Annotated in this window: 17 protein-coding genes; 8 read left to right on the top strand and 9 right to left on the bottom strand. The window is 38.7% G+C overall.

The annotated features are described in order from the left end of the window. Positions 1 to 104: 104 nt before the first annotated feature. A complete protein-coding gene (tsx, locus tag SOI76_RS00615) occupies positions 105 to 830 on the top strand; it encodes an outer membrane protein OmpK (protein ID WP_104080022.1) in 726 nt (241 codons plus the stop codon). 53 nt (positions 831 to 883) lie between these two features. Here tsx and hpxO read toward each other — a convergent pair whose 3' ends face one another. Further along, positions 884 to 2,041, bottom strand: coding sequence for an FAD-dependent urate hydroxylase HpxO (gene hpxO, locus SOI76_RS00610; protein ID WP_104080021.1), 1,158 nt, complete (start codon positions 2,039 to 2,041; stop codon positions 884 to 886). 199 nt (positions 2,042 to 2,240) lie between these two features. Here hpxO and alc point away from each other — a divergent pair, with 199 nt between their 5' ends. Both alc and allA read left to right on the top strand, forming a co-directional pair. Then, positions 2,241 to 3,251, top strand: a complete 1,011-nt coding sequence (gene alc, locus SOI76_RS00605) for an allantoicase (RefSeq protein ID WP_104080020.1) — start codon at positions 2,241 to 2,243, stop codon at positions 3,249 to 3,251. Continuing rightward, positions 3,248 to 3,751, top strand: a complete 504-nt coding sequence (allA, locus tag SOI76_RS00600) for an ureidoglycolate lyase (RefSeq protein ID WP_104080019.1) — start codon at positions 3,248 to 3,250, stop codon at positions 3,749 to 3,751. The genes alc and allA overlap by 4 nt, the downstream gene beginning before the upstream one ends. A gap of 124 nt (positions 3,752 to 3,875) precedes the next feature. On the opposite strand, the gene parE is transcribed toward allA, so the two are convergent. Further along, a complete protein-coding gene (gene parE / locus SOI76_RS00595; protein WP_104080018.1) occupies positions 3,876 to 5,759 on the bottom strand; it encodes a DNA topoisomerase IV subunit B in 1,884 nt (627 codons plus the stop codon). A 14-nt stretch (positions 5,760 to 5,773) separates the two neighbouring features. After that, on the bottom strand, positions 5,774 to 6,355 hold the full coding sequence (locus SOI76_RS00590) for a YqiA/YcfP family alpha/beta fold hydrolase (RefSeq protein WP_104080017.1): 582 nt from the start codon (positions 6,353 to 6,355) through the stop codon (positions 5,774 to 5,776). 211 nt (positions 6,356 to 6,566) lie between these two features. Between SOI76_RS00590 and SOI76_RS00585 the strand changes: the two genes are divergently transcribed. After that, positions 6,567 to 7,910, top strand: coding sequence for an alpha/beta fold hydrolase (locus SOI76_RS00585; protein WP_032054527.1), 1,344 nt, complete (start codon positions 6,567 to 6,569; stop codon positions 7,908 to 7,910). A 62-nt stretch (positions 7,911 to 7,972) separates the two neighbouring features. Here the strand turns inward: SOI76_RS00585 and SOI76_RS00580 are convergent, their stop codons facing one another. The 6 genes from SOI76_RS00580 to gshA form a co-directional block, all read right to left on the bottom strand. Next, positions 7,973 to 8,698 (bottom strand): SH3 domain-containing protein, encoded by a 726-nt coding sequence (locus SOI76_RS00580; RefSeq protein WP_104080016.1) that lies wholly within the window; start codon positions 8,696 to 8,698, stop codon positions 7,973 to 7,975. 511 nt (positions 8,699 to 9,209) lie between these two features. Continuing rightward, entirely contained in the window at positions 9,210 to 9,938 is a 729-nt protein-coding gene (locus SOI76_RS00570; protein WP_104080015.1) for a hypothetical protein, read from the bottom strand. A gap of 1 nt (position 9,939) precedes the next feature. Beyond that, positions 9,940 to 12,087: a LysM peptidoglycan-binding domain-containing protein gene (locus SOI76_RS00565; protein ID WP_104080014.1), complete on the bottom strand. Its 2,148-nt coding sequence runs from the start codon at positions 12,085 to 12,087 to the stop codon at positions 9,940 to 9,942. Positions 12,088 to 12,089: 2 nt separating this feature from the next. Continuing rightward, the gene (locus SOI76_RS00560; RefSeq protein ID WP_104080013.1) at positions 12,090 to 15,416 is read right to left on the bottom strand and encodes a type VI secretion system Vgr family protein; all 3,327 of its coding nucleotides are present in this window, start codon (positions 15,414 to 15,416) and stop codon (positions 12,090 to 12,092) included. Between the two features lie 157 nt (positions 15,417 to 15,573). Further along, positions 15,574 to 16,095, bottom strand: coding sequence for a disulfide bond formation protein B (locus SOI76_RS00555; RefSeq protein ID WP_002121896.1), 522 nt, complete (start codon positions 16,093 to 16,095; stop codon positions 15,574 to 15,576). Between the two features lie 16 nt (positions 16,096 to 16,111). Then, the gene (gene gshA / locus SOI76_RS00550) at positions 16,112 to 17,689 is read right to left on the bottom strand and encodes a glutamate--cysteine ligase (protein WP_104080012.1); all 1,578 of its coding nucleotides are present in this window, start codon (positions 17,687 to 17,689) and stop codon (positions 16,112 to 16,114) included. Positions 17,690 to 17,857: 168 nt separating this feature from the next. Between gshA and SOI76_RS00545 the strand changes: the two genes are divergently transcribed. Genes SOI76_RS00545 through ybdL form a run of 4 tightly spaced genes read left to right on the top strand, consistent with a single transcriptional unit; the run spans position 17,858 to position 21,527 of the window. After that, positions 17,858 to 18,397 (top strand): DUF924 family protein, encoded by a 540-nt coding sequence (locus tag SOI76_RS00545; protein WP_032054534.1) that lies wholly within the window; start codon positions 17,858 to 17,860, stop codon positions 18,395 to 18,397. A 59-nt stretch (positions 18,398 to 18,456) separates the two neighbouring features. Beyond that, positions 18,457 to 19,020, top strand: a complete 564-nt coding sequence (locus tag SOI76_RS00540; protein WP_002122008.1) for a CC0125/CC1285 family lipoprotein — start codon at positions 18,457 to 18,459, stop codon at positions 19,018 to 19,020. A gap of 13 nt (positions 19,021 to 19,033) precedes the next feature. Continuing rightward, complete coding sequence (locus tag SOI76_RS00535) at positions 19,034 to 20,344, top strand: DUF445 domain-containing protein (RefSeq protein ID WP_104080011.1); 1,311 nt, start codon at positions 19,034 to 19,036, stop codon at positions 20,342 to 20,344. Positions 20,345 to 20,372: 28 nt separating this feature from the next. Further along, complete coding sequence (gene ybdL / locus SOI76_RS00530; RefSeq protein WP_104080010.1) at positions 20,373 to 21,527, top strand: pyridoxal phosphate-dependent aminotransferase; 1,155 nt, start codon at positions 20,373 to 20,375, stop codon at positions 21,525 to 21,527. Positions 21,528 to 21,628 lie beyond the last annotated feature (101 nt).

Here is a 21,628-nt window from a genome sequence, read left to right as displayed (position 1 = left end):
CCCCACTTCGGTGGGCTTTTTTTTAACCGTTGATCAAATTTGGCTTCATTTTTGCTTAAGACCCTGTATCCTTAGCGTGCTTTATTTGGGGGGAGATCATTTAAATGCAATTAAAGCAACTTGCGGCGACTTGTACCTTGTTATCTGCAACTGCCATGGTTCAGGCAAAACCAATCTGGCAAGATTTTAGTGTGACTGGACTTTATGGTGAAAACTATGAAGTTGTAGATGACAAAGAAACCACGATTACTTTGGAATATGCAGCGAAAGTTAAATACGCTGATGTATTCTTTTTCTTAGACCGCATGCGTGGCGAAGATGACTATAAAAGTACTTATTTTGAGTTATCACCACGTTTAAGCTTAGGTGAAGTGTCTGGTAAAAAACTGGCATATGGCCCAGTAAAAGATGTGTTGATTAGTACGACTTGGGAGAGTAACTCTCAAAACGGCAATAACTTCGACAATTTCTTGTATGGTTTTGCAGTTGATTTAGATATCCCATATTTCCAATATGCGAATTTAAACTTCTACCGTGCAAATAATGAGAAAACTGACGACGATTATCAAATGACATTCGTTTACGGCATTCCATTAAAATTAGGATCTGAAGATTTCTTGGTAGATGGTTTCCTTGACTGGTCAACCGCTGAAGATGACCATGCAAGCGAGTTGAACTGGACAACTCAATGGAAATGGAATGTAGGTAAACACATTTCTCCTGATACGCGTTTATACCTCGGTATCGAGCACTCAGTGTGGAATAACAAATTTGGTATTAAAGGTGCCGACGAAAATAACGTTAGTGCATTGGTTAAATACCACTTCTAAAATTTTTATTTAGAAGATAAAACAGCAAGGAAAATTCCTTGCTGTTTTTGTTTTTAATCAAGTGGATTACCTACAATATTGCTAATAATCCCCTGCATAATATGTCCGCCTTGTTCACGGCGTAATTCTGCATACCACGCTTGTGTAACGGCTTCATCTTTCATATGTGTCACATCACAACGTTTGCGTGCACGAAGCACCAACTCATTGGCACGTTCATTGCGCTTGTTTTGATAACGTCGTAAAGCATCCTCTAGCCCCAAAGTATTAATTTGCAGAGAACGCGCTAAATAAATCGCATCCTCCATCGCTTGGCAACCGCCTTGTCCAATATCAGGTGTCGTGCTGTGCGCAGCATCACCCAAAATCACCACGCGACCTTTATAAAATTGAGTGAACGGTTCAATATCATGTATTTCTACCCGATTGGTCTTTTGCGGGTCTAAGCGTTCAATAAGCTGCTGTACGGGTTGGCACCAATCAACAAAATATTGTTTTAAAAGTTTTTTATATTCATCTCGATTATTATCTAACCCTGCTGGTAAAGGGACATCTAAAAAGAAATAGAACTTTCCATCTGCAACTGGCATTAGGGAGGCACGCTTGCCTTCACCCACATAAGTCGTCCATTGCTGTGCCGGAGCCAAATCTTCAGAGATCTCAACCAAACCATTCCAATTTACATAACCTGCGTAACGACGCTGTACTTGCTGCCCCAACACATAGGTTCGTGTAAGTGAATGAGTGCCATCCGCCCCAATTAATAGATCGGCCTGCGTCGAGCTACCATCTGCAAAATGAACCTCGACATAATCAGCTTTGTCCTCAAGGCTGACCATTTTTTTGCCTAGATAAATCTGATCACGACCAAATTCATCCATCAACATATTTTGTAAATCAGCACGTGCAACTGGATAAGGTCTTTGGCCCACTTCTTCAATTAATGGCAGTAAACTGAATTGTGTCATCACATCTCCAGTTAGACCGTCCACATAGGCCAAATCATCCATTTGTCCACCAAGTTTGGCGATTTTGTCAGTTAATCCCAGATAGTTCAGACATTTCACACCATTCGACCACAGCGAAATTGCCGCGCCGACAGGAAGAATTTTTTCAGTTTGCTCAAAAATGCGAACTTGGTGACCAAATTTCTTTAATGCAATGCCTGTGGTTAGACCTCCCATTCCTGCACCAATAATCACCACATTCATAACACTCTCCTATAGATATTCACCTATAGGGTGCTTATGCTAAAAACATGCCATCGTTCAAAATTTATTTAGCTTTTCCACAAAACTGGCATGCACCATGCTTATATATTTATGTATAAAACTCGTTTCGGCACGCTCCGTGTTAGCGCAGTTTTAAATGAAAAATCATGTTTTTAACAAGAAATACGGATACTCCACTATGGCAACATTGCACGCTCCAGCTTTTGAACTTCCTGAGATTTTGAATACGAAAACCAATTTGGCAGATGCCCGAATTGGTGCACAAGTCATTGAGTGTTCAGATGATTTCTTTGCAGAAGCAAAGCGTATGCTGCAATTTGATGCACCTATTTTTGTTGAAGATAAATTTGATGACAACGGCAAATGGATGGACGGATGGGAAACGCGACGTAAACGTCACGCAGGCTATGATTGGTGTATCGTGAAGTTAGGTGTAAGTGGAAAAATCACTGCACTTGATATTGATACCAGCTTTTTTACAGGAAATTATCCTGCATCTGCATCATTAGAAGCATGTTATGCACCAAATGGCGACCTGTCAGGGGCAAAATGGGAGGATGTTTTAGGAAATACTGAACTAGGCCCAAGCCAGCATCATATTTTTATGGTCAATAATGATGCACTTTTCACTCATATACGTCTCAACATTTTCCCTGATGGTGGTATTGCCCGTTTGCGTGTCTATGGAGATGTTCATATTCAGGTAACTGACAGCCAACAAGCTCTCGATTTATTGGCTCTCGAAAATGGTGGTCGTGTAGTTGCCTATAGCGATGCGCACTTTGGACACCCGCGTAATTTGATTAACCCAGGCCGCGGAGTCAATATGGGCGATGGATGGGAAACCAAACGCCGCCGTGCACCGGGTTATGACTGGTGTATTCTTGCGTTGGGTAAAAGCGGAAAAATTGAAAAGCTTGAAATTGATACAGCTCATTTTAAAGGGAACTTCCCTGCCCAAGTATCTATTCAGGCGGTTTACCTCGAAAATGCAACCGATGCACAGTTAATTCCTCAAAGTATGTTTTGGTCTTACTTACTCGAAGCCCAACCGATGCAAATGGACCATATTCATGAATATGTGAATGAGATTTTACAGCATGAAAAAATCTCGCATATTCGTATTAACATGATTCCGGATGGTGGTATTAGCCGTGTTCGTTTATGGGGAAAAATTGCTAAGTCATGATGATGAGTAATATTCAAATTCAGCCCTTAACTATTGAAAACTTCCAGCCTTTCGGAGAAGTCATCTGTTGTGACGGGCATGACTTTTTTCATATTAATGATGCCCATACCGAGCGCTACCATGCGCTTGTTGAAACTGAAATTGAAGGTGAAGCAAAGGCAGGAATTAGTATTTTCCGTAATATTAAAGCTAGTGTGCTGCCTCTGGAAATTTCAATGCTAGAGCGCCATCCGAAAGGTTCTCAAGCATTTATTCCATTACAGCAACAAAAGTTTTTAATTATTGTGGCGCCCGCTTTAGACGAGAATACTCCCGAAATTTCAAAGCTATGTGCATTTGTTTCAAATGGGAAGCAAAGTATCAATTATCGGGCAGGCACATGGCATCATCCTTTGCTTACCTTCGAGGCACCCAGTGATTTTGCAGTGGTAGATCGAATTGGAGGTGGAGCAAATTGTGATGTTTTTCAATTTCAACAGGTTATAAAAATTACCGCCTAAATTAAAATATACAGATCTGTCTATTTTTACTTTAATGAATGGCAGAAACCGTTGTGGTGATTTCTAACAATTTAGGTTTATATAAAAAATCCCCGCCAATTGAGCGGGGATTTTTTATGCCTTTTTAGACAGTGATATCAGCTAAGTTACCCTTCTGCTCAAGCCACTGTTTACGATCTGCCGAGCGTTTTTTCGCAAGCAACTTGTCGAGTAAACCCGCCGTAAAATGGGCATCATCAAGATCTAATTGAACCAAGCGGCGAGTATTAGGATCCATCGTGGTTTCACGTAGTTGAATCGCGTTCATCTCACCCAATCCTTTGAATCGGGTAATTTGCGGATTACGATTACCTTTAATATTTTTCAAAATAGTTTCAAGTTCATCATCATCAAGCGCGTAATGAACATCTTTACCAATATCGATACGGAACAATGGTGGCATTGCCACATACAAATGTCCTTCTTCAACCAATGCTGGGAAGTGTTTAACGAATAAAGCACAAAGCAAAGTCGCAATGTGTAAACCGTCCGAGTCGGCATCGGCCAAAATACAGATTTTGCCATAACGCAGTTCTGATAAATCATCACTGCCTGGGTCTACACCAATCGCAATCGCAATGTCGTGGACCTCTTGAGAAGCCAATACTTCATCTGAAGAAACTTCCCACGTATTTAAGATTTTTCCACGAATTGGCATGATCGCTTGAAAGTTTTTATCGCGCGCCTGCTTGGCACTACCGCCCGCAGAGTCACCCTCAACAATAAAGAGTTCACTTTCTTCACGTGTTTGGCCCACGCAGTCCGCCAGCTTACCCGGTAAAGCCGGGCCAGAAACAATCTTTTTACGCTCAACTTTTTTCGCAGCTTTTAAACGGCGCCCTGCTTTAGAAATTGCCATTTCAGCAAGTTGCATGGCAATTTCAGCATGTTGGTTGAGCCAGAGTGCGAAAGCATCTTTAGCAATATTTAAAACAATATTTGATGCTTCACGACTCGAAAGACGCTCTTTGGTTTGACCTGAAAACTGAGGCTCTTGGAACTTGAGCGACAAGATATAGTTCACACCATCCCAAACATCTTCTGCCGAAAGCTTGAGGTTTCGTGGTAGCAAATTACGTAACTCACAGAACTCGCGCAATGCCTCGGTAACACCTGAACGTAAACCGTTCACATGAGTACCGCCTTGTGCAGTTGGAATTAAGTTGACGTAACTTTCTTGAACCTGCTCGCCGCCTTCTACATTCCAACAAATTGCAAATTCACACGCCGCACGGTCTGCCTGACCACTGCTCACAAAAGCAGGGTTTGGCAAGATTTCGCGGTCTTGCAATTCATCCATCAAATAATCGACGAGGCCATTTTCAAATTGCCATTCGATTTTTTCATCGTTAATTTGATCAATATAAATAATTTTTAAACCAGCCGCTAAAACAGCTTTGGCTTTTAAATTGTGTTTAAGCGCCTTTAAAGCAAATTTTGGACTATCAAAATATTTCGCTTCTGGCCAAAAATGTACAGTTGTACCTGTCGCACGTTTTGGTGCTTTACCCTCAAGAACAGCTAAAGGTGCTACGGGTTCACCTTGCTCAAAAGCCATTTGATATAGGTTACCCTGACGTTGAACTTCGACCTCAACACGTGTTGATAAAGCGTTTACAACCGAAATCCCCACACCATGTAAACCACCTGAAAATTGGTAGTTATCGGTACTGAATTTACCACCGGCATGCAGCTTGGTCAGAATGATTTCGATACCACTTTGGCCATATTCAGGATGTATATCGACCGGCATACCACGGCCGTTATCTTCAACCGACAATGAACCATCTTTATAAACCGTGACACATATTTTGTCGGCATGACCAGCTAATGCTTCATCAACAGCATTATCGATCACTTCTTGGGCTAAATGGTTAGGTCGAGTCGTATCGGTATACATCCCTGGACGACGACGAACAGGGTCTAAACCAGAAAGGACTTCAAGCGATTGAGCCGTATATTGTGTCACGTTGTACGTTTTCCTTATTTGATGGTGTGCGCAAAGAATTCGATCACTAACGGTAATTTTTCTTCAAAATCTTCCATAGCATGATTGCCATGAGCATCCGTCAAAATCAATGAGGATGGCGTTGCAGCACTATAATAGCGTTGTGCTTGACGATAATCCAAAATTTCGTCGCCTTGTTGCAATAAGACGAGTATTTTGTCGGCATTTTCAGGCTGTTTCTGTTCCAGTTGTTCTAACTGCCGTAACTGAACATGGTCAATTGACCATTGATCATTCACCACGTAGGGCATGCTTTCAACTTGGAATAACTCATCAAACAACTTCCATGGTTGCATAGCAGGATTAATCAGTACAGCTGGAATATTATATTTCGCGACAAAATATGTCGCAAAAAAACCGCCGAGGCTACTGCCCACTAAAGCCACGTCTTGTAAAGATTTAATCAGCGCTGAAACTTGCTCTACCACTAGATCGGGAGATCTGTTTAAGTCTGGCAAATGCACATTTATGCCCAATTCGCTACAATACTGCTTAAGGCTCAGCCCTTTAATTGAAAGAGAGCTACTGTTAAAGCCATGGAGGTAGATAATATTCATATATTTTCCCTCTAAATTGAGAATAAACTCACATTTTTGTTCTCAGTTTGTATATAAAAACACTATTGTCAGACAAGAAAAACCACTCAACTAACCATTCATCAGTATTTTAAAAACATGTGTTATTTAAACTACTAAGATGGAAACGTTAGCTGCCGTTGATAAAAAGTACAGCTTAAAACGTCGGTTATAACGTATATGGGGAAAAGATATGCCGAGCTTAACACCACTACATGAAACTTATTGTAAATGGGATCGTACGCCACCGAGTCAGGCAGACGTATTAGAAGGTTTAGCTCAACTGTTCAGTACCAGCTTAAATGGTGTACATGAATTAATTCAAGTTATTAATATTGAAGTATTAAAAAATGCTTTTGGTATTAGCACACAAAATGCTAAAAACTTTCAAAAACGACCATTTGTGCAAAAGGCATATCAGCTTTCTTATGGCGCTTTACAAAAATACGGTAGCTGTTTTTTAGCACCAAGTTTACGTCACATTATTGAAAAATATCCGACACTTCACGAAAAACCACTCACCCCAAGCCTACATTTTTTAGTCGGCATTTTGAATGGGATTTTTGGGGATTATCTACTGAAACAGCACAGCCCTCTCGCCTTACCCATGGTGCTATACGATCATTACGGTGCAATACAACAAGGGGAACTTGCGGGCCGTATTGTAATTTTGGTCCATGGTTTGTGTATGAACCATCTGACTTGGTCGAATGCCCATTATGGTGGAATTGGTGAGCGCCTGTTAGCGCAGCGTGACCATAACACTATGTTGTATTTAAATTACAATACAGGCCGACGCATTTCAGCCAATGGACGCAGTTTTTCGAACTTATTAGAAGATTTAGTACAACGTAATCCAAGAATTACCAGCATTGATATCATTGGCCATAGTATGGGCGGACTGGTCTCTCGCAGTGCCTTGTTTTATGGCAAACAAAATATGTATCAATGGATTCATATGGTCGAGAATCTAGTCTGTATTGGCTCTCCACATCATGGGGCAGTTTTAGAGCGCTTTGGCTTTACCATACAAGATAAACTTGGGGCATTCCCTTTCGTAGGTTTACTCGGTCAACTGGTTAATATTCGTAGTAATGGCATTTTAGACTTACGCCACGGTAGCGTTCGTGATGACGACTGGGAATATATGGATGCCCGAATTGGTATGATGGATGATAACCGTGCACCTGCTCCGCTACCTTCCCATATCAACACCTTTTTAGTGGCAGGGACCTTAGAATTTGAAAAGGTCCGCAATAAAGCGTTGACTGTCATTGGCGACTACTTAGTGAGTGTAAAAAGCGCGCTAGGCGAACACCCTAACCCACGTTTTCAGCTTAAAGTTCCAGACTCACATAAAGCCGTGTTTTATGGTTTAAATCACTTTGAAATTCAGTATCACTCAAGTGTTGCCGAACAGATCACTCGCTGGTTATATCCTCATGTGAATGATTATGTTCAAGAGGGTATTCAAACTCATATTATTGATATGCCGAACTATACGCTCGAAGATTTAGAAGGAATTGTAGAGACGTAAAAAAAGCCCAACTTTTGTTGGGTTTTTTTAATTAATTAGCTTTGTAGAAGAACGAAAATATTTTAAATTTCAACCTTCCAAGCTTTATTGGCAACTACTTTTCCATTTTTTATATTTAAAACAATATTATAAGCTGCTGCACCACTATTATTAAAAGTATTTAAAATATAAATATTATTATTTAAATAATATATTTTAAAATCAGCAAGCTCGTTCTTGTCACCATCTATACCATTTTTAGGAAAAAAGTATTGCTCTATATCACTTTTACCAATTTCTATTTTCTTATCTTTATCCTTAATTATGATTTTATCAAGTTGTAAAAAATCATTATTAGGTAAACTACCATCAGTACCAAAGAATTTTTTATCATTAAAATACTTATATTCACCTTTAAAATTTTTATAAAGTTTAGGATCTAATATAGCTTTTTTTGCATACACTTCTACTATTATATTTTTATCATTATAAACAGCTTTTTCTCTAGAATATTGAGATAGCTTAATAGAAGTGTAACCACTAAAATTATTTATTCTATTTTTGTAGACAAATCCAGTTACACCATTACTTGCATTAACTAAACAAAAATTATTTGTCCCCTCATCCATCACACAAGAAACAATTTCATTATTATTTAATTTGGACGTAACTTTAGAATTTAAACTTGAATTTCCTCGTACATTAACGTACCCATCCTTATCTTGAATAAAACCAAAGTCAGCATATGAAACCTCAACAGATCCAATCATGAAAGCAGTAAAAACGATAAATTGAAAATGTTTTTTCATTTGGGATAAACTCATTCTTTAGTGTGGATTTCTATTTTTCAGCCAAAAACGCTAAGTATCAAAAAGATGCTTAACTTCGCTTTTATTACTATTAATATAGCTTTTAACATCAAAATTTATACTATTCAACTCATGCTCACTTTTATTATATATTTTTTCATCTAACTATTACATTTTATATTCCACAGTATTTGAGCAGATCATCAAATTAAAGACTAATAGTATATTATTAAAATTGATAATTTATATCGCAACTCCTTTAATAAATAATAGATATTTACTATTATATCTTTTTTAAACTCAGATTTAAAAATTTTAGCTTTTAAATTATTCACTTTAATAGTTCCCTATAATAAACCTTATTTTAAGAGCCAACTAAACAATAATATACCTCAATACAAAATAATATAAAATAACAAAATAGAATTGATCAAAAAACAGCAAATATTGACTGCCTTTCGATCAATTACTTATTCTTAAAAATTTATATACTATATTAATTTCTATTATCTTATTTTAATTTTAATATTTTTTCTTTATTTCCTTCTTTATAAATTAAATTATAGTTTTTATCGATTATTACATTTTTGTTTGCAGATATAGTTTTTTGTTCTACCACACCAAAAGCATTAATAATAGAAATTTCTAACTGTGGACCTTCATCTTCATTGTCTTCAAAAGGAGAAACAATTATTTGTTTACTGTCATCTGTTTCAGGCAGAACAATGCTATCGCCATATGCAGGTGAAATAAATGGATAATATTTAATTAGATTAGATGATTTAACTAAATTAACTTTAGAACAACTATTTACCTCTTTTTTCATGATACATTTAAGATGATCATTCGAATTATATGGTAAATACGTTAATTCTAAACCATGAATATTTGTGTCACTTTTTTTAACTTTTCCCGTATTAATAAAAGAGAGTCTAGACAAATACTCTTCTCGATAACACTGATTTTTAATTAAACCAGCCCCCTCTCCAGAAGCATAGCTTATCTTACCTTCGCATTTATTTTTTATTTCTTTTATCCATTGATTATAATCTTTTCTTTCTTTATTTTTTTTATTATCCAGCTGATTAATTAATTTTTTATTTTCTTTCTCTAAGCATTTTAAATCTCTATAAACATTATTTGTATTACAATTCACTTTTGAATTATCTGCACATGCCGATACACTTAAACTCAAGGTTGCTAACAACCAACCTGTATAAAATACATACTTTCCAAACATATTAAATTCCTTTGAAATCCTTAGGTAGAACAATTTTAAACGGTTTTGGCATTTTATCTCTTAACTCTCGAACCGTTCCGTGGGCATGTATAGCTTTACCTGTACCAAGTATCATACCATTTTTCACCGCCTCATTATGAAATTTATCTACCCAAGCTTTTCTGTTCTTTTCATCTGAGTAATATTTATTTGCATAGTTTAGATTCTCTCCAATAATTGATTTTTTTCCGTTAGCTCGCTCTAAAAGATAACTATTAACAAAATTTCTAACTTTTCTGCTTACATGCGACATAGGCATATTTTCAACGCTACCATATGGGTCCAAACTCTTCGGTCCAGTAATTTTAGAAAATTGCCTATCAGCATTCACAACTTTTCTTACACTATTTCCCCATACTCCTGATTTAGTTCTATTCATAATAGTATCGACAACGCCAGCCGCTTGTTCTAAAAAATATTTTTCTGTCTTAAATTTTATAACTTCAGTTTCGGTTACTTTCATAATGTCTATAATATCTTCATTACTTAAAACTAGTTCATCTGTTATATTATTTTGAGATTTTGGTAATGCAACTATGCCCCCACAACTTAAAATACGTGACGAAGCCGCAAGATCAACTAGTTTAATTCCATTTAAGTCACTTACTTTTATTTTAAACATATTATTATTAAAATATTTATCTAGAAACATTGTAATATCAAAATGCACCCAAGAAGTTGCACCAGCCTCTCCACTTCTAAAGACTTTAGGTTCTAAATAAATTTTATCCCTGATTCTTTGTTCAGATGCCCCCATTTTTTTTGCCATAATATTTTTTCGAATAAATTCCATATCACTTAGTTCTCGTGTTCTAACTCCATTTTTATGAAAATGTATATCCAGAGCTAGCCCCATATGGTTTACAGATGTTCTCTCATGTTTCTTATTATTTTCAATGCATCTATAACCAGATTCTATATATGCCACATTAATTTTCTTATCTTTAAATTCATTTTTTAAATAAAAATTTAAGGATTTTAATATCCAAATTAAAGATCTATGAATACCTGGATATTCATTAGCAGTATTTATACCTGATTGCACTCCCATCTTTCCATTTCCAAAACCAGAACACTTACCACAATTACATGCAGCTTTTCCCATGAAGCTAGAAATGGGGTATTCATCATAAAATTGATCTAAAGCAACTAAAACAGAACCACAAATCTTCCCAGTGTCTGGAACCCCCATATAATCCCGTTGAAATTGTTTAATACATGTTGCAGTCAGTTCTGTAAATTCATCTGTTGGTAATGCTCCACCGAAACCTGCTAAGCGAATATTAACTTCTCTAATTAACTCACTTTTACCACTGGAAATACATTGAGGATTGGTCTTACAAATATTTGTAGTATTTGCTTTAGGAGTACCTCCATCTTGACTACGATCATCAACAGTCAAAATTTTAGAAGCTGAACTTGCAGCTTCATTCAGTGCTTTTTTAGTATCTTCATAAAGTTGATGTACTTTTTCTGGAAGCCCATTTTCTTGTTTTGTTTGGGAAGTAGGATTAGCTGGTCTTTTTGCTGCTGGAGCTGGAGTAGTTTTTGTACTGCTAGCAGTAGGTTTATTTACAGGTTGAGCTGAGTGCTTATGTTTAGATTTGTCTTGATGTGAATGGTTTCCAGAAGCAGGAATATGAACTGGCAGTTTAATTACTTGACCAATACTGATCTTATTTGGATCGTCTATTTTATTTAAACGTTCTAGTGCTCGAACGGTCGTGTGATTTTTTTGTGCTATTTCAAATAGCGTATCACCCTTTTTAACAATATGTGTTTTTCTTTTATATTGCCCATTATTACCTTGATTTGTTAATGTTTTTAAATTTAAAAGTACTTTGGGACTTGTAATTTTTACGACCATTCGGTCTTTATACATTACAAAACTTTGTACTTTAACCATTGAGCCTTTAAACATACTTTTAATATATACATCTAAAGCAGTTCCTTTATCTCGGCTGATTTCAACAATACATCCAGATGAGTTTGTTGTTCCAGCAGCGATAACTTGCCCCGTTCTCTGATTTTTTACTTCATATTGTGCTTTTGAAATTGGGCTACCAAATAAATCTAAGATTTGTATTGTAACTAATGATTTTTTATTCATTTTCAGCCCCTATCTTCAATATTATTATCAATTGCAGAGTTATTACTATTTATGCTCTGATCTTCCAAAATGTCATCTTCATCAAAACTATCAATTAAAAGCCCCCATTCATCATCAGAGCCAATTAAAACTTGAACATTTGTTGGATCAGGAGTACCGATTTTTCCTGTTCGTCCATGCTCATCTATAGCTCCTGAAGTAAATGAATTTGTATCTGGTATGAACGCTTTATAGCTAAGTTTGCTAAAATCACTTTCCCAAAATAGATCATAAATATCTAAACGGTTACTAAAAGTTGGGGTATTCGGTAACTCAGGTACCTCATAAGAAACCTTTGCCCCACCCGTAAATAAATGCTGCCCAGCTTTACTTTCAAACTTACCGCCTGTTGTTGAAAATACGCCATCCGCATTAATTTTGAGCTGTGACCCACCTGCTGTTAATACAATTTCTTTTGGACTGGTAAGCTCGATTTTTTCTTCAGTAGAAATAAGCTTAATCACCTTCTTCGCAATTGCTTCAATAGCATCGTCTTGTGCTTGTAGTTCGAGCTTTCCTTTCGCTGCATAAGCACGCAAACCCTTTTGCGCGGCAAACAAACTGATCTTGTCTTGCGCGTGCCCAATGATATTTTTCTGTGCACTTAAGTTAATTGAGCCACTAGCACTTTCTGCAATATCTTGCGAAGCTTGCAAAATGATATTTTCAGGTGTCGTCAATGCAATGCCATTTGGCGATGCTAATAACATCAAGGCTTGTCTAAAAATTTTGCCTTGTTCTTGCTGTTTAGTATCGGAACTACTTTCTAAACCTTGGGTATAACCTTCCATAAAGCCTTGCAAAGAACTTAATGCTTTAGAAGGTGATACTTCCAATTTACTGCCTTTACTAAACGTTCCACATACACTCATCATGTCAAAGTCTTTAGTCTCGACATTCGCTAAGACTTTTCCAACCTCTTGAATACTTTCAAATGGATTTTTATGAATGCGGTCTTTAATGCTAGCAAGTTTTCCTTTAATGATGTCAGCACCATGTTCTTCAACGTTTTCGATGAACACTTTTAAGTTTTCCACTGCATCTTTGGCATCGGTAAAGAAAGCATTAAATTCATCTACAACGCCTTTTGCATTTCCACCTAGTGCACCAATATCTTGAATAAAGCCACCACAGTCTTTTAAAGCGTGAATAGGATCTTTATTAATCCCTTCTTTAAATAGGTTCACTGTACTATTTAATGCCTGTCCTGTAGTTTTTAGCTCAAGTGACTGGATAAATTTGGGTAAGCGATTAATCACGTTCAAAGCATCAGTTTGTTGCTTTGCTGCAACTTCACTGAGCATTTTCATGCTTTCATAACCTTGTGAAAGTAAGGATTGTGCTTGTGCAGCCTCTAAGTGGTCTGCAATAGCTTGCTCTTGTGCATAGGTACTGATGAGCATGCCTTTACCCGCACGCACAGCTCCCCAAGCATCTGTTCTTAGCTCAAAGCCTTCACCACGACCCTGACTCGTCGCTTGTTCTTTCGGATGGCTTAAATTACCCAAATTCAGCTGTGTCGCTGCATGGCTACTTTGTAATTGGGTACTAATTTGCCCCGTTGTGTCATCAAAGCGTAATTGGTTAAAGCCACTACCACTGATTTCCTGACTGCGAATTCCGCTCAGTTTTTTAGTATCAGGAAGCTGCCCTTTCACATCGAACTTGGTTGGTGAGCGCTGCGCTTCATGGATGCGCCCAGTCACAAATGGACGGTCAATATTGCCATCAAAGAAGTCAATGACCACCACTTCACCAATACGTGGCAAGAAGCGTGCTCCATAGCCCTCGCCTGCCCAAGGAGTCAGTACATCCACCCAAGCCGAGTCGGTATCATTATCATTGCTACCTGCGCCACCATCATGCCCATGATCATCACTACGAGTAAATAGAAAACGCACCTTAATGCGCCCCCATTCATCAACATGAATAGCCTCTCCCTCTGGCCCCACGACTTTGGCTCTTTGCGGGTAAGCAATTGGGCGATGCTGTTCTGGATTATATTCAGGTGCCGTCTTGATCTGACAGCGTATTAGGGTCAGCTCATTACCTTGGCGCTCAATATCATTATAACCATGTTGATCCCAACGACTTTGGGTTAACAATTGGCTCACTTGCTGATGTAAATCTTTTGGTAAGTTATTTTGGTTATAGAAATTTTTAGCAATAATCAGGAACTCTTGATCAGCCCCTTCATGCTGATCAATTTCAGGATGCTCCTGTAAATTAAACCAATAGCCGACTTGACTATCACGGACGCTACTATAAGCCTTAAAATATTTGGCCCGACTCGCGTACATATCCGTAAATTGCTGATTCAATTTCTCTAGCTGATTACTACTTGAAGCAGTAGCCTGATCTTCCCCTTTCAAATCTTGCATCCAAGCTGGACTCATATGCCATGCTTGTTCAAGGCTCAAACTCGCTGAATCAAATTGCTCTGAATGTAGGTGTGTAGTGATCACTGAACCTACACCTTCTTCGTGTGCCAGAGCATCGGGTTGCCAACGCTGCACATGTACCGCTGTCGGTTGCAGAGTCCGCACCGCTACAAAACCCGTAATGCTATCTTGATATTCTGTCGCACTACTTCTGTGATAGCGAATACTACGACGTGCTAAAGCTTGGTACTGGCTATTGTCATCAATGAGTCTTAGTTTTTGAGGTTGTATAGGTACAGTAAAGTAAGGAACAAAAAGCTCTGCTTCATCAATTAGCCAGCTAACGCCTTCACTTCGCCACAAGCGTGTAAGAAAGTCATAATCAGACTCATTGTGCTGCATGATAAATGGGCGAATATCATAACTCTGGCTTAACCCACTGAGGTCGAGACTTAAACTTGTCGCAAAAAGTGGACTTCTTTCTTGCCATTCTTTAAATAAAACTTCCGTGACTTCAATAATGCTTTTATTCATAAAAACACGACTATTACGGCGCTTGTGCCATAAGTTTGTCGCGTCTTTTAAGGTGAGTTTATAAAGCGTTAAAGCACCGTCACTCTGGCCATAACTCGCTTCTGTCACAATTCCTGTAGTTCGGAATAATTGTCCAGAATCAGTGACCTGATCAACGGCAACTTGCACCCCTATAAACTGCTTCAATGCAATTTGGGCACTCGTTGAAAGGCAGATCAACTCAGCTTCCAATCCCCCATTTAGCTGATGTTGGCCTTCTATACGTTGTAAAAAAACTTGGCTATTGAGTAGTTCATTAGAAAATTGCACATGGACGGCACGTTTCTGCGCACTTAACCCTATTTTTTCCAAAACATTAAAGATATTAAAAAGCATTTTTTATAATCATAAGGATATATAAACGGCTGCACTTTATAAAAAACAGAACTATCTGTCTACATGATTATGCTTTTTTTTAATTCGTTTTTTTATATTTTGACCTATTCCAAAGCAATAAAAAGCCCAACATAGTGTTGGGCTTTTTTAAAGAGCTTTAAGCTCTTTTTTTGGTTGTCTTAAATACTGGATAAAAACGGAATAACTGCCATAAACAGACCAGTAATAGTAAGAGGAAATAGACCAATGACCAAACTGGTAAAGATTGACCTAAAAAGGTCCAATCAATTGCTGCACATTCACCTGAACCCGACAATACTTCTTGTAAAACCGTTTTCATTGGTAAGGCATCAATTAGATAATTTAAACCCGGGCCACAGCTTGGTACTTGATCTGGTGGTAAATGTTGCAACCAGACATGACGTCCTGCCACACCTACTGACCATAAAATTGCAATGCCTGCTAAAAATGCATAAAAACGTTTAACCGCATTGGAAACTGGGTTATGCAAAAAGGCTATGAGTGCTACAAGGCCCATCGCCATTAAGCCAACACGTTGAAAAATACAGAGCGGACATGGCTCTAAACCTTTTACATGTTCCAGATACAACGCAAAAGACATGCCGACTATACTTGCCAAAACAAGTAGTCCACTCACCAAACGGTAACTTAATCGCATGTAAAACCTCGTTTTATTATCGATATTGTTCAAGATATTGATCAAAACTGATCGTGGTATCTTGCTCAAGTTTTTCTTGCTGCTGTAAAGATTGCGCAGCCAACTGTTCAAAATGTTTCAAAGTTTCCACACTAAGCTCATGCTGTTCATAACTTTCAGCATGTAACTGAGCCATGTGACTACCAAAACTCCAAGTTCCACCATGCTTTAACGTATCGTCAATGACATGGGCAGATAAAGTTTCATCAACTTCATCAATTCGTGCTTGCATGACCGCCAAAGCTGAACCATACAAGTTCGTTGCATAGGTCTGATCGAGTAGCTGCGCACAATCTTGCATTTTTGCAATATATAAACGTGCCCAATCTTCGATGTGATACGACCCTGTTAAATCTGTAATGGTTGCGTTTGGCGCTCGACCTCGGTTGACCACCTCTGTCTGATTTTTCTCAACCAAGTCTTGCTCAGGACATAACAAGTCTGGACTATCACTTAACAGACAATAAAGTGCTAACACTTCAAGGAAGCCTGCCGTCGTTTCATCAACGCCAATTGCCGAGTATGGATTTACATCTACAGCACGTAACTCAACATAACCGACACCTCTATTTTTTAATGCTTGAGACGGTGTTTCCCCTACTTGAGGCACCTGTTTTGGACGTACGAGACTGTAATATTCATTCTCGATCTGCAAAACATGATCATTAATTTGCAACGGCTCACCAGATGCATCATTTAACCCTAAACGGCTAAATGGTGGGTAAGGAGAATGAACGGCTTTTTGTAAACCATCCAGATAGCCAGACAAATTGTTGTAATGAATACCCAAGCTTTTTTGTGCTGAGTTTTGATAACCCAATCGTCCCATACGCAAAGCTGTAGCATACGGTAAATAGTATGAACCTTTGATTAAAGGCAACAAATGATGTTTATGTCCGGTCAAGAAACAGCGACAGACTGTTGGGCTTGCCCCTACCAAGAACATAACCAGTGGTGTTAAACGAATAAAATTACGAATAAGGCCAAAATAACGATGGCTACGGTAATCCTGCAAACTTAATGATTTTAATTGTTTGTCAGTTTCATGAGCTTGTAGCTCAGCAAAAAGTGTATCTGGGAAAGATAGGTTGTAATGCACCCCTGAAATGGTTTGCATACGACGACCATATCGAATTCCTAACCCACGGCGATAGAGTGTTTTAAAACGGCCAATATTAGAAGTGCCATATTGCGCTAGACGAATCCGTTCTTCATTGTCGTCTAACATACATGGCATAGACAGCGGCCAGAGTTTTTCACCATTTTCTAAATGACGATGCACAACCGCATGAATATCGGTGAGCTCATGCAAAGCTTCTTCAATCGTTGGCTTAGGTGAGGTAATAAACTCCATCAACGCTTCTGAATAATCAGTCGTAATTTTTGGATGTGTTAACGCCGAACCTAATGCCTTCGGATGTAACTCTTGTGATAAGAACCCATTACTTTGCATACGTAGGCTTTCACGCTCTATTCCACGTAACATGCCTTGTAGTAGCGACGAATCCACCCAAGCAGGAATAACTGATTGAGATGGTGTAGTGGGTTGACTCATGCATTTGCTCGCTTATTAAAGATCACTATATACAAAATCGTGAGATGATACGGTTACTTATATAATCACATCATTCCAGTTTGGCAATTTTTATCACAATCTTGTTATTTAAGACACGAAAGAATTGTGATTTTATTGAAGAATAATTGCTAAAGAGTTGTCAATATCATGAACGATCAAGACATTTTAAACTTCTGGTTTTCACCTGAACACCGTTCACTTTGGTTTGCGAAAAGTGATGATTTTGACAAAAAAATCCGTGAAAATTTTTCTGATGTTCATCGACAGGCAACTCAAGCAGAACTCTGGTCTTGGCGAAAAACGGCTGAAGGTCGTTTGGCAGAGATTATTGTACTAGACCAGTTTTCTCGCAACATCTATCGTGATCAGCCCCAATCTTTTGCCTATGACAGCTTGGCATTAGCTTTGGCACAAGAAGCAATTAGTTTGCAACTCGATGCACAGCTTAATCCAGAGCAACGCTCTTTTTTATATATGCCATTTATGCATAGTGAATCAAAATTGATCCATGAGTTTGCCTTGAAACTTTTTCAACGCCTCGGCAATGAAATTAATTTAAGTTTTGAGAAAAAGCATAAAGTGATTATAGATCGCTTTGGACGTTATCCTCATCGCAATACCATTCTCGGACGTGTTTCTACTCCAGAGGAAACCGAATTTTTATTAGAACCGAACAGTAGTTTTTAAAGCTTCTTAATTTTTAATGCTGAGTCATCTTTGTTTTAATGCTCAGCTGGGAGTTCACCATGAAATATCTCTCTCTTTGTTTAGCATTAGGCACTGCCTTAACCTTAACTGCTTGTGCAACGACTCCAAGTAAACCAAAAACCTTTGATCAACTTGGTCAGTTTTCCGCATACCCTTTAAATGCGCAAACGTTTCGTATTAGTTTTCAAGCCGATCCGAATATGAGTTACGGTGCAGCTGAAGAAATCACTTTGGTAAAATCAGCGCAAACGACCGTACAAAAAGGTTTCCGCTTTTTTAAAGTACTGAATGACCCAAGTAACCAAAGTCAGAAACCACCACGTCAGGCTGTGGTTTATCCATCAGCTCCAAGCTTTTATCCTTATGGTTATGGTCGTCGCTATCCGGGTTTCTGGCATGATCCGTTCTATGATTTCCCACAAGTGGTCAATATCGACCCTGTTCAAGTGTCGTATACTATTGAATGTTATCGGGATCAAAAGCAGGCTCCTCAAGACGCTTTTGATGCAACCTTGATCTTGAAATCAATCGGACAAAAATATGGATTGAGTCCGACAGGAGCGCTGTTGCCACCACCCGAGCCTCCAGTAAAACAAAAATGAATAGGATAAATTTATGAGTATGGCAGAAGAAGTTCACCACGTGCCCAGTCTTAAACGTAGTAAATATTTTGCTACCCTAGCGCTGATCATCGTCGTTGTGCTGTGGATTGCACTGATGGTAGCCGACCGTTTTCTGCCAGAATACACAGGTTTTATTCATATTTTGATGCTAGGGGCCGAAGCAGGTGTAGTGGGTGGTCTAGCCGATTGGTACGCAATTACAGTTCTGTTTCGCAACCCTTTTGGTAAGTTACCAATTCCTAAGTTTTTACGGGACCATACCGAGATTATTCCGCGTAACAAGGCACGCATTGCAGAGTCAATGGGCCGTTTTGTACAGGAAAATTTTCTTTCGCCTCAAGTGGTCGAAAAAAGCTTAGAAAAAACAGACTTAAGCCTCGCAATCGGTCAATGGTTGGCAAGTCCGCAAAACAATACACAAGTGGTGCGGCTCATTCAACAAACTGTACCTAAAGTTTTTGAATTTGTTAGCCAAGAACAAATTGCCAATTTCGTGCAAAACAATAGTGTGCAATGGGTGCGTAACACTCAAGTCAATAAACTTGCGAGTGAAATGCTGCGTGCAGTATTGGAAAATGATTTCCATCAAGATGTACTGCAACGTGGCCTCGATATCGCGCATGAGTGGGTGGTACAAAATCCGGATAAAACTCGCGAATTGACAAGAAAAATGTTTAAAGCGCTGGGCGTCTGGTCTCTTGCAAAAGGTGCAAGCTGGATCGGTATTGATGTTCAGCAGCGCACCATTGATTCACTGGTTGAAAAAGTAGAATCAATGCTGGCTGACCATGAACACCCATGGCGACAGGAAATTGAAACTATTGCCCACTCGCTCATGCTGGAGTTGGCAAACCCTGAGAGTATTGCCAGCCAACGTCTAAATAGTGGCAAAGATGCGCTCCTTGATAGTCCTCAAGTTCTAAATTTCATTAGTGGTGCTGTCACTATTTTATGCGATGCCATTAAAGAAGATTTAATGAAAGAAGACTCTGGTATTGCAATGAACCTCAGAGCTGCCATTCAGCAGTTGGGTGAAAACCTTGTCCAAAATGTAAAAGTACGTGAAGTTCTCAACAAAGAAATGACAGGACTTGCCATGAACTTTACGGACCAATATAGCCATAAAATCATACGCTATGTGAGTGAGCGCATTCATGAGTGGGACTCACGTGAAATGATTGGAAAAATTGAAAACGAAGTCGGTGGCGACTTGCATATGATCCGAGTAAATGGTGTTGTAGTGGGTGCCTTTATTGGTTTGACACTTGGTGTAATTCGGGCAGTGATTGAGTCAATTTTATAACTTTAAATATTTTTAATAAGAGAACAATATGCTTCAGCTACAGTCAAAATTAGCCACTCAAGGCGTGACTATTTTTAGTACCATGACGGCACTGGCACATCGTCTAGGTGCACTCAACCTGTCACAAGGCTTTCCAGATTTTCCGGCGCCACAAGCCTTACTTGAAGCCTTATCTCAAGCGACTTTAGCTGGACATAATCAGTACCCGCCTGGCGATGGTATTCTCGGTTTAAGGGAGCAACTCGCTTTACAATTTCAGCAGCGTGATCAAATTCAACTTGATCCTGTTACTCAAATCACGATTACGCCCGGCGCAACCATTGCAATTTTTTGTGCCATACAAGCCTGCATCAATGCTGGCGATGAAGTCATTATTTTTGACCCAAGTTATGATAGCTATGGCCCTTCTGTCGAGTTAGCAGGCGGCAAAGCGGTTCATATTGCATTGCAAGCACCTGACTTTAAGGTGAACTGGCAACAAGTTAAAGATCTGATCAATGACAAAACCCGTATGATTGTGGTGAATACGCCCCATAATCCAACAGGTACGATTTGGGCAAAACAAGACTGGTTAGAACTCATTGAACTGATTCAAGATAAAAATATTTTGGTTTTATCCGATGAAGTCTATGAACACTTAGTTTTTGATGGTCAACAACACTTTAGTGCATTGCATTTTCCAGAGCTCAGAGAGCGTAGTTTTGTGATTGGGTCTTTTGGAAAAACCTTTCATGTGACGGGATGGAAAACGGGTTACTGCGTCGCTTCACCTGAGCTAATGCGTTTATTCCGCCAGATTTATCAATATGCGAATTTCTGTGGCACGACTCCTTGTCAGATTGCCCTAGCGCAATATATGGAGCAACATCCAGAACATATTCAAGAGCTTTCTCAGTTTTACCAAACGAAAAGAGACCGATTTAATCAGGCAATTCACAATAGTCGCTTTTTACTTAAACCTTCTCAAGGTACTTATTTCCAAAACCTTGATTACAGCCAAATTCGTCCCGACTTAAACGATGTGGAAATGTGTCAGTTTCTTGCCGAGCAACACAAGATTGTGGCAATTCCAGTTTCGGTTTTCTACCAGCAAGCCCCTAAGTCTTTACGCTTGATTCGATTCTGCTTTGCTAAAAACGATGAGACTCTGCAAAAAGCAGGAGAAATTCTGAATCAATGTTAATAAATTTAGCCACTTAGCACTGTAAAAATACTACAAGTCATTCACTCCAAATATGCTAAGTTGAATATCCGCCCAGCTCAACAAAGAGATGGGCGATGGAG

The organism is Acinetobacter pittii (assembly GCF_034064985.1).
Taxonomy (GTDB): Bacteria; Pseudomonadota; Gammaproteobacteria; order Pseudomonadales; family Moraxellaceae; genus Acinetobacter; species Acinetobacter pittii_H.
The sequence above is the reverse complement of the archived record's forward strand: the minus strand, read 5'-3'. Positions and strand labels throughout refer to the sequence as shown.

What these genes read in the sequence shown, in the direction of transcription:
- tsx (WP_104080022.1), top strand. Translation starts at nt 105, where the DNA reads ATGCAATTAAAGCAACTTGCGGCGACTTGTACCTTGTTATCTGCAACT.
- hpxO (WP_104080021.1), bottom strand. Translation starts at nt 2,041, where the DNA reads ATGAATGTGGTGATTATTGGTGCAGGAATGGGAGGTCTAACCACAGGC.
- alc (WP_104080020.1), top strand. Translation starts at nt 2,241, where the DNA reads ATGGCAACATTGCACGCTCCAGCTTTTGAACTTCCTGAGATTTTGAAT.
- allA (WP_104080019.1), top strand. Translation starts at nt 3,248, where the DNA reads ATGATGATGAGTAATATTCAAATTCAGCCCTTAACTATTGAAAACTTC.
- SOI76_RS00590 (WP_104080017.1), bottom strand. Translation starts at nt 6,355, where the DNA reads ATGAATATTATCTACCTCCATGGCTTTAACAGTAGCTCTCTTTCAATT.
- SOI76_RS00585 (WP_032054527.1), top strand. Translation starts at nt 6,567, where the DNA reads ATGCCGAGCTTAACACCACTACATGAAACTTATTGTAAATGGGATCGT.
- SOI76_RS00580 (WP_104080016.1), bottom strand. Translation starts at nt 8,698, where the DNA reads ATGAAAAAACATTTTCAATTTATCGTTTTTACTGCTTTCATGATTGGA.
- SOI76_RS00570 (WP_104080015.1), bottom strand. Translation starts at nt 9,938, where the DNA reads ATGTTTGGAAAGTATGTATTTTATACAGGTTGGTTGTTAGCAACCTTG.
- SOI76_RS00565 (WP_104080014.1), bottom strand. Translation starts at nt 12,087, where the DNA reads ATGAATAAAAAATCATTAGTTACAATACAAATCTTAGATTTATTTGGT.
- SOI76_RS00560 (WP_104080013.1), bottom strand. Translation starts at nt 15,416, where the DNA reads ATGCTTTTTAATATCTTTAATGTTTTGGAAAAAATAGGGTTAAGTGCG.
- SOI76_RS00555 (WP_002121896.1), bottom strand. Translation starts at nt 16,095, where the DNA reads ATGCGATTAAGTTACCGTTTGGTGAGTGGACTACTTGTTTTGGCAAGT.
- gshA (WP_104080012.1), bottom strand. Translation starts at nt 17,689, where the DNA reads ATGAGTCAACCCACTACACCATCTCAATCAGTTATTCCTGCTTGGGTG.
- SOI76_RS00545 (WP_032054534.1), top strand. Translation starts at nt 17,858, where the DNA reads ATGAACGATCAAGACATTTTAAACTTCTGGTTTTCACCTGAACACCGT.
- SOI76_RS00540 (WP_002122008.1), top strand. Translation starts at nt 18,457, where the DNA reads ATGAAATATCTCTCTCTTTGTTTAGCATTAGGCACTGCCTTAACCTTA.
- SOI76_RS00535 (WP_104080011.1), top strand. Translation starts at nt 19,034, where the DNA reads ATGAGTATGGCAGAAGAAGTTCACCACGTGCCCAGTCTTAAACGTAGT.
- ybdL (WP_104080010.1), top strand. Translation starts at nt 20,373, where the DNA reads ATGCTTCAGCTACAGTCAAAATTAGCCACTCAAGGCGTGACTATTTTT.